7 protein-coding genes are annotated in these 8,332 nt (G+C 69.2%); 5 read left to right on the top strand and 2 right to left on the bottom strand.

The annotated features are described in order from the left end of the window. The first annotated feature begins 98 nt into the window (after positions 1 to 98). The 3 genes from JHN45_RS07070 to JHN45_RS07080 are packed head-to-tail and all read left to right on the top strand — an operon-like array spanning position 99 to position 4,125. Positions 99 to 1,199 carry a phenazine antibiotic biosynthesis protein gene (locus JHN45_RS07070; RefSeq protein ID WP_201048394.1) on the top strand — a complete coding sequence of 367 codons (1,101 nt, stop codon included), beginning with the start codon at positions 99 to 101 and terminating at the stop codon, positions 1,197 to 1,199. Continuing rightward, positions 1,199 to 2,626: an aldehyde dehydrogenase family protein gene (locus tag JHN45_RS07075; RefSeq protein WP_201048395.1), complete on the top strand. Its 1,428-nt coding sequence runs from the start codon at positions 1,199 to 1,201 to the stop codon at positions 2,624 to 2,626. The genes JHN45_RS07070 and JHN45_RS07075 overlap by 1 nt, the downstream gene beginning before the upstream one ends. Then, positions 2,611 to 4,125 carry a GMC family oxidoreductase N-terminal domain-containing protein gene (locus JHN45_RS07080; protein WP_201048396.1) on the top strand — a complete coding sequence of 505 codons (1,515 nt, stop codon included), beginning with the start codon at positions 2,611 to 2,613 and terminating at the stop codon, positions 4,123 to 4,125. Before JHN45_RS07075 ends, JHN45_RS07080 begins: the two co-directional genes overlap by 16 nt. A gap of 65 nt (positions 4,126 to 4,190) precedes the next feature. On the opposite strand, the gene JHN45_RS07085 is transcribed toward JHN45_RS07080, so the two are convergent. Further along, on the bottom strand, positions 4,191 to 5,171 hold the full coding sequence (locus JHN45_RS07085) for an Lrp/AsnC family transcriptional regulator (protein ID WP_234468961.1): 981 nt from the start codon (positions 5,169 to 5,171) through the stop codon (positions 4,191 to 4,193). Positions 5,172 to 5,438: 267 nt separating this feature from the next. Here JHN45_RS07085 and JHN45_RS07090 point away from each other — a divergent pair, with 267 nt between their 5' ends. Then, positions 5,439 to 5,720 (top strand): hypothetical protein, encoded by a 282-nt coding sequence (locus JHN45_RS07090; protein ID WP_201048397.1) that lies wholly within the window; start codon positions 5,439 to 5,441, stop codon positions 5,718 to 5,720. A 651-nt stretch (positions 5,721 to 6,371) separates the two neighbouring features. Here the strand turns inward: JHN45_RS07090 and JHN45_RS07095 are convergent. Beyond that, on the bottom strand, positions 6,372 to 6,959 hold the full coding sequence (locus JHN45_RS07095; protein WP_201048398.1) for a hypothetical protein: 588 nt from the start codon (positions 6,957 to 6,959) through the stop codon (positions 6,372 to 6,374). Between the two features lie 97 nt (positions 6,960 to 7,056). Between JHN45_RS07095 and JHN45_RS07100 the strand changes: the two genes are divergently transcribed. Beyond that, entirely contained in the window at positions 7,057 to 8,229 is a 1,173-nt protein-coding gene (locus tag JHN45_RS07100) for a M20/M25/M40 family metallo-hydrolase (protein WP_236583440.1), read from the top strand. Positions 8,230 to 8,332: the final 103 nt, after the last annotated feature.

The following is an 8,332-nucleotide window of genomic DNA, read 5'->3' on the forward strand; positions in this document are numbered from 1 at the left end:
CTTTCGACACGCCCTTCCGGCGCCCACCGCCTTTCACCGCTCCGGCGGCATCGCCGTCATACCCGAATACACCTGACCCTTTCCATGAGGGAGAGACAATGCCCTTTACCGCAGAACAAATTCTGGATCTTCCGTTCGACGTCCAGCCCGATCCGGACGAATTCCTCCGCGCCGCCATGGAATGGCATTTCAATCCCGAGACCGGCTGCCGGTTCTGGCTGGACCGGGCCGCCACGCTCGGCTTCGATCCGCGGGCCGATGTCAAGACGTACGAGGATCTCCGGCTCTTCCCGAACCTGGCCGCGGAGCTTCGTGACGTCCGGGGCGAGGACCTGATTCCCAGGGGATACGGCAATCGGCCCGACGTGATCGGGTTCTTCGAGAGCGGCGGCACCACCGGCGCCCCGAAGCGGGTCGTCCTGATGCGGGACTGGCTGGACCGCATGGTGAGTTGGAGCAACGCGAACCTGGACCGCCACGGTGTGCCGCGCGGCGGGAACTGGCTGGGCATCATCCCGACCGGGCCGCACGTCGTGGGCACCCTGTTCCGGCAGCACGCCGTGACGCACGGCCGCCACGGCTTCACGATCGACCTCGATCCGCGCTGGGTGAAACGGCTCATCGCCGAGGGCCAGTTCGGGCAGGTCGACGCCTACGGCCAACACCTCGTCGACCAGGCCGCCGACGTCCTGCGCACACAGGACATCGGCCTGCTCACCATCACTCCCCCGCTGCTGGAACGGCTGTCCAGGGACGAGAAGCTGGTCGCCCTGGTGAACGAGCGGGTGAAGTGCATCAGGTGGGGCGGCACTCAGATGGACGCCGACTCCCGGCACCTCTTCAAGACCGAGGTGTTCCCCGACGTCGCGCTGTGCGGCGAGTACGGAAGCACGATGATCATCGGCGTCGCGGGCGAACGCGCCGGGCTGTCCGCCGACGGTCCGTGCGTCTTCGACTCCTTCTCCCCCTACGTGACCTTCACCGTCGTCGATCCGAAGGGCCTCGACCCGGTGCCCTACGGAGAGCGGGGCCGGGTGCTGGTCAACCACGTCAGCAAGTCCTTCCTGCTGCCCAGCAACCTGGAACGTGACCTCGCCACCCGGATTCCCCAGGTGAACGGCCTGGTCGGGGACTCGGTCGCCGACATCTCCACGGTCGCGGTCTTCGAGGACGAGGACGTCATCGAAGGGGTGTACTGATGATCGACCTGCCCGCGTTCGGTACGACGGGTGCCTACCGCGCCAGGAACATCCAGACGGTCACCGATGTGGCAGGCACCGCCCTCGCGGAACTGAGCCTCGTACCGCCGTTGTACGTCAACCGCACCATGGCGGCGCTGCGCCGGGGCGGCATCATGCCGGCCGACGAACGGGCCGACGCGATGACCCGTGCGGCCGAGCTCTTCGCGACCGGGACGATCGACGGCCTGACCGCCGAGGAGTACCAACACGCGGTCAGCAGGGTCGGTGGCGTACCGATCTCCTCCGTCGTCGCGGCGACCACGACGGTCGCCGAGCGGGTGGCGAAGGCTCATGCGAGCGTCCAGTACGCGCGCCCACAGGGAGCGGTCGACAACTGGCGCGATCCGCTGACGCGGACCGGCCGTTCGGTGTGGACGCGGCGCGGAGACGTGTTCGCCGTGCACGCCGCCGGCAATCACCCCGGCACCCACAGCATCTGGCCGGAGGCACTGGCGCTGGGCTACCGCGTCGCGGTCCGCCCGTCGAGCCGCGATCCCTTCACCCCGCACCGACTCGTGGCGGCACTGCGGAGCGCGGGATTCGCCGACGACCAGGTGGTGCTCCTGCCCACCGACCACGCCGGCGCCGACGCCGTTCTGCGCGGCGCCGACCTTGGGATGGTGTACGGCGGCGAGGAGGTGACCCGCAAGTACGGCGGGGCCGCGACGGTGCTGCCGCAGGGGCCGGGCCGGTCGAAGATCCTCATCACGGCCGACGTGGACTGGCGCGACCACCTGGATGTGATCGTCGCGTCCGTGAGCGGCCACGGCGGCACCGGATGCGTGAACACGACAGCCGTCTTCGTGGAGGGCGACCCGGCTCCGCTCGCCGAGGCGATCGCGGCGCGGTTGTCCGCCGCGACCCCCTTGCCGCCCGAGGACGACAAGGCCGTCCTCCCCGTACAGCCGGTCGCGGTCGCCAGGGCGATCGAGACGTACCTGCTGAAGAAGGCGGCGGGCGCCCGGCCCTGGCTCGGCGGCGACGGTGTCGTGGCCGAACTCGGGGACGGGAGCGCCGCGTTGCTGCCGGCCGTCTTCCAACTCGACGATCCGGCCGCTCCGCAGGCGGGTGTGGAACTGCCGTTTCCGTGCGTGTGGATCGCGCCGTGGACACCCGAGGCCGGTACGGCCCCGCTGAAGAACACGCTCGTGCTCAACGCGATGACCCACGACATCCGGCTCGTCGACCGCCTGCTCGACGAGCCGACCATCAGCAACCTGTACGTGGGAAGCCGGCCCACCTACTGGATGGATCCCTCGGTACCGCACGACGGCTACCTCGCCGACTTCCTCATGCGGAACAAGGGCGTCATCCGGAACGGACTCCCCGTGCCGGTCCCCCACTCCGACGAGACCGAAAGGGTCCTACCGTGTCCCACTCCGTAGCACCGGCCGACGTCCTGATCGTCGGCGGCGGGTCGGCCGGCGCGGTGCTCGCCGCGCGCCTGAGCGAGAACCCCGCCCGACGCGTCGTACTGCTCGAAGCCGGGCCGGACTACGGCCCCACCCGGTTCCCCGCAGCACTGCTCGACGCCAACCGCATAGCCGACCTCGATCACGACTGGGGATACACCGCACGGGGCGGACGGCTGAGCCCCGAGATCGCCGCACTGCGCGGCAAGGTGATCGGCGGGAGTTCCGCCGTCAACGCCGGCGCCGCCCTCCGCGCCCGCGCCCTCGACTTCGCCCGCTGGGCCGAGAACGGGCTCGACGACTGGAGCTTCGCCGACGTCCTGCCGTACTTCCGCGCCCTGGAGAACACCCCCACCGGCCAGGACGAGTTCCACGGGCGGAGCGGGCCGATGCCCGTGCGCCAACTGGCCGACTCCGAACTGACCCCCGCGCACCGTGCCTTCATCGACGCCGCGGTCGCCCGTGGCCACAAGCGGATCACCGACTTCAACGGCACCGAGCAGGACGGCGTCGGAGCCTTCGCGGTCAACGTCCTCGACGGGATCCGACAGAACACCGCACTGGTCTATCTCACCCCCGAGGTGCGCGCCCGCCCCAATCTCACCGTGCGCGGTGACGTCACGGTCGACCGGATCCTGTTCCGCGGCGGCTGTGCGACCGGAGTGGTCACCGCCGACGGGGCCCTGCACGATGCCGACGAGGTGATCCTCTCCGCCGGGACCTACGGAAGCGCGGCGATCCTGCTGCGCTCCGGCATCGGCCCCGCCGGTGAACTGGCGTCGCTCGGCATCGAACCCCTGGCCGACCTGCCCGTCGGACAACACCTGCAGGACCACCCCTTCTGCCCCGCGGTCTACGCCCTCGCCCCCGGGCGAGGGGAGATGGCTCCGGCCCTCGGCGCACTGCTGTGGACCGCCTCCAGCGAGGCCGCGGACGGTGAACTCGACCTGAACGTGGTCGCCGTGCATCCGGGCGGGGCCCCGTTCATGCCCCCCGGCGGCGTCATCGCCCTGTCCACGGCTCTCGTGCTCCCCGAGGCACAGGGCACGGTGCGCCTCACCGGCCGCGATCCGCTGGCCCAGCCCCTGATCGACCACAACTACCTCGGCACCGAGCGCGACCGCCGACGCATGCTCGAAGGCGTACGAATCGCCCGCGACCTGGCCCGTGACCCGGCCCTCGCGCCGTCGCTCGCCGGGCTTCTGATGCCACGCGAACTGCCCGACGACACCGAGGAGTTGACGCGGGTGATCGAATCCGGCCTCTCCGTCTACGGCCACCCCACCTCCACCGCCCCCATGGGTGCCGCGGACTCGCCTCAGGCCGTCGTCGACTCCCGCGGAGCCGTGCACGGACTCGCCGCCCTGCGTGTCGTGGACGCCTCGATCATCCCGTACGTGCCCTCCAGCGTCACCAACCTCACCACGATCATGATCGCCGAACGCATCGCCGACCTCGTCTACGACCGCTGACCGTCATCGGCTGCCGATGAACCCTGGCTGAACTCGGCGGAGTTCAGCCAGGCTCCGAACCCACGTCAGGCCGAATCGCTGCGTCTGGGGCTGCTGTGCAGGAAGGGACTGCAGGACTTCAGGGTCCGCTGAACAGGACTTGTCTCGATCATGCGGATGGCGTCCAGCGCGCTGAGGCTGTCGGCCAGATAGTCGTGCAGTTCGCTGGGACTCTTGCACAGGACCAGCGCCACCAGGTTGGTCGGACCGGTGGTGGAGGCAAGGAACGCCATTTCCTTGTGTTGGATCAGGGTGTTCGCCACCTGGTTCAGGTGCGCGGGGGCGACGGACATCCACAACAGGGCCTGCGTGGTGATGCCGTACACCTCCGCACTGATCTCGACGTCGAAGGTGAGCATGCCGCTGGCCTGCAGAGCGGCGAGTCGACGCGTGATGGTCGAGGAGGACTGACCGGTCTCGGCGGCGAGATCCGTATAGCTGATACGGCCGTTGTTCTGCAGCGCGGCCAGCAGGTGCCAGTCCGCCTGGGTCAGAGACGAGCGCGCCTTGGGCTCGTCGGCGTCGTCCGGCGGGTCGAGTGCTCGGCGCAGTTGTTCCTGCTGCTCCTTGGTGAGAGCGCTGGTGTGGCCCTGCCATGCGGTGGGACCGCCCAGATAGTTGTGCAGCAGGCGGTGCGCCGACACCTCGGCGATATTGGCCACCCGAGGAATTTCACGGAACAGCAGCGTATGGTGCGCCGCGGAATTCATGACGAAGCATATTTCGGTTCCCCCGGACACCAGCCGCACCCAGGTGGTGTCGTCCCGCCGAGCCAGGCTGTACGCCACACTCTGGGCGGTGTTCGGGCTCGCCGTGAGCCTCAGAATCCACTTCCCGGCCGACGCTTGCCGCGGGTTCGCCACCCCGACAACGCGAAGCGACAGCTCGCTGCTCAGCCGCCCGTAGCGACGGGCGACTGTTTGCGTGGAGACGCCCAGAATTTCGGCGATCCGGCTGAATGGCGCCCGACCGTCGATACGCAGGGCATGAATGATACAGTGGTCCAATTCATCTATTGTGGGGACCACTTGCTCAGAAAAATCGCCCACTGGCCGCCTCGGGCCATGGACGCTCAGCACGGTTTGCTCAGCAAGGTTTGCGGCACCAGTTTCCCCCGATAGCCTGGGACAGGACCTTGTCAATGGATTTCACTGTCGGCGACAGCGTCTTTCTTCACCAGAGCCCCGGCGAATTCCGTTCCACGGTGGTGGTCAGCCAGTTCTCGTGATCGGTCATGCTCTGCCGGGCTTGGCGCGCGGACATGGAGTCCGCAATTGTGGTCTGAGGAGTACGTGCTCGGCGCCACCGGCCTGCCGGCCCCGGACGCGAGACCCAGCGACCTGACGATCCGTCAACAACTGCACCGATCCGCCGAGTACGGGCATCACGTCCTGGATGACGCCTTCGAGGAGGAGCGCCGTCGGGCCCGCACTGTACGCCTGCCCGGGAACCTCTCCACCCTGCACGACTTGGCACTCCAAGCGGTCCAGGCCGAACGATTCGGCAATATCGCGCGCAGCCGCTGCCACTACACCAGCCCCCCGACCAGCTCCTGAACCACTACGGACCATGACCTCACCACGATGTGGATATCAACAGATCAAGAAGAACTCGCCGGGTTCCTGACATTTTGCCAGGTTTTGGTCGGCAGAATCCACTAGGTCCAGTCTTCGGACGAGTGTACACAGGTTCTAGCTCCCCGTGGGTCCGGCGCAAGCATCTGCCCATGACGGCAACCCTCCGACCGACCGCCCCGGCCCTCCCGGCATGGTCCGCGCCAACGCGTGGAACGCGATGGACAGTTGAGGGCTCTCGGCGAGCATCGCGGCGGCTGCAGCCGATCGTGCCGCACGGCGGACCGCCGCCCACTCGGCGTCCGACACATCCGAGGGATACGCGTCCAGTTGCGACACGGCCGCGCCGTGGGTGCCGGGCGGCGGCATGGGAAGCGGTGGCAACTGCTGAGCGACCCCGTCGAGCGTTCGTGCGCCCGAACGACAGCGCAGGACCAACCAGACCACCCGGGCTCGCCCTCCGACTCCGGGCTCAAGAAGCCGCCACACCTGCACCCACGACCCACGCCAACGCGTCGAGCTCGACCGACAGTTGAGGGCCCTCGGCGAGCATCGCGGCAGCGGATGCAGCCGATCGTGCCGCCCGGCGGACCGCCATCTCCAGCAGCCCCTTCGCTCCGCCGACCCGCACGGTCAGCGCCAACCGCTGAGTTCCGCGAACTCCTCCACCGACGGAATCACCTCGGCCAGGAACGCCCGAGCGGACTCCCGGGTTTCGGCAATGCCCGAGCCCCCGTGTTCCCCGGTCAGCAGACTCAGCGCTGCCCGCTCGGCCTCTTCCTCCCTCTGGACCAGTGGACCGGGGGCGGGCCGCGGCTCGCCGCTGCGCACGATGACCGGCCGCTCTCCCGAGAGCTTGAAATCGACCATGGAAAACAGCGTTCGAAGCGTCATCAGGACCGTTTCGACCCGATCGGCCGACGGCCTGAGGGACATCGCCAGCGCTTCCCCCACCAATCCCACGACCTGCTCGACGTAAAAGCCGGGACGTGACGTGGGGTCCCCCTCGCAGTCCTCGTAGTCCTCCTCGTCCTCGTGTTTCTCGCCCCCGAGCACGTCTAGCGCGTCGAGCAGTTCTGCGCAGTCGTCCGCCACGCCCTCGCCGGCGGCGGCCGACCAGGCCAGCTCCAGCCCTGAGTCGAGCCACCTCCGCTCCTCCGCGGAGCCGAGCACCCGGCAGAACACGGAGCCCCGCTCCGCCGCTCCCGTGCAGAGCAGCATCAGTTGAGCGTGCGGCAGAGTCGACAGCCCTTCCATGACAGTCAGTCACCTACCCGAAAGATAGCAACGCATATTGACTATCTCCTAGACTACAAGCATGGTGATGCTCCCTACCGTCATCGACCGGAAGGAAGCCGCCTTGTCCCTCAGTTCCGGCTCCACTCTCCCCGAGCGCTTCACCCGGCGTCTTGGGCAACTGGTGGGCATCGAGACGCCGTCGGGTTGGGACCGAGGGCTGAACGATGTCTATGACCTGCTCGACTCCTGGGCGGGCAGCGCGTTGGGGCGGCCCGAGCGGGTCGTTTCCGACGGGGTGCCGCATCTGTACTGGCGCGGCGCCGATCCCGCCGTACCGAAAAGCCGCCGGGTCCTGCTGCTCGGGCATGCCGACACGGTGTGGCCGCTGGGGACCCTGGCCGAGAATCCGTTCGACGTGTCAGGGGCGCGGGCGACCGGGCCCGGGGTCTTCGACATGAAGGCCGGGCTCGTGCTCGCCTTCGAGGCGCTCGCGCTGGCCGGCGACGTCTCGCACGTCAGCATGGTGGTCTCCGGTGACGAGGAACGCGGGTCGATCACCTCGCGCGCGCTCGTCGAGGAGGCCGCGGCGGCCTGCGGCGCCGTTCTGGTGCTGGAGCCCAGTGAGGGCGGCGCCCTCAAGACCGCGCGCAAGGGTGTCGCGCAGTACCGCCTCGGTGTGAGCGGCCGGGCCGCGCACGCCGGGCTCGAACCCCACAAGGGCGTCAACGCGCTGATCGAGCTGGCCCACCAGGTGCTGACGATCAGCGAGTTGGCCGACCGTGAGCGCGGGACCACCGTCACGCCCACGGTGGGCAGCGCCGGCACCACCACCAACACGGTTCCGGAGCGGGCGTTCGTCGAAGTCGACGTACGGGCCTGGGAGCACGGCGAACTGGACCGGGTGGAACGGGAGTTGCGGGGCCTGCGCGCCCGGGAGCCCGGCGCCGAACTCGCGTTCCTGAGCAGCGTCAGCCGTGGTCCGCTGGAGCGCGGGATGTCCGTCGGCCTGCTGCGCTCCGCCCGGACGGTCGCCGAACGGCTGGGGCTCCCCCCGGTCACCGAGACCAGCGTCGGCGGCGGCTCGGACGGCAACATCACCGCGAGTCTCGGGGTGCCCACGCTGGACGGTCTGGGCCCGGACGGCGGTGGGGCGCACGCCCGCCACGAGTGGGTGGACCTCACCTCCGTCCCGGACCGCGCCGCCCTCGTCGCCGGCCTCCTCGCCGGTCTCCTGGCCGAAGCGGCGGACTGAGGCGGACGAGACTGACCGAGACAGGCTGAGGCGGACCGGGGTGGACCAAAACCCGGTCCCGGACCCGAGACCGGGACCCCGCCCCGCCCCGCCCCGCCTACAC

This window comes from Streptomyces sp. MBT53, assembly GCF_016654115.1.
Taxonomy (GTDB): Bacteria; Actinomycetota; Actinomycetes; order Streptomycetales; family Streptomycetaceae; genus Streptomyces.

Bases quoted from the DNA above. Each gene is read 5' to 3' on its own strand.
- JHN45_RS07095 (WP_201048398.1), bottom strand. From the start codon at position 6,959: ATGCTGCTCTGCACGGGAGCGGCGGAGCGGGGCTCCGTGTTCTGCCGG.
- JHN45_RS07100 (WP_236583440.1), top strand. From the start codon at position 7,057: ATGGTGATGCTCCCTACCGTCATCGACCGGAAGGAAGCCGCCTTGTCC.
- JHN45_RS07070 (WP_201048394.1), top strand. From the start codon at position 99: ATGCCCTTTACCGCAGAACAAATTCTGGATCTTCCGTTCGACGTCCAG.
- JHN45_RS07075 (WP_201048395.1), top strand. From the start codon at position 1,199: ATGATCGACCTGCCCGCGTTCGGTACGACGGGTGCCTACCGCGCCAGG.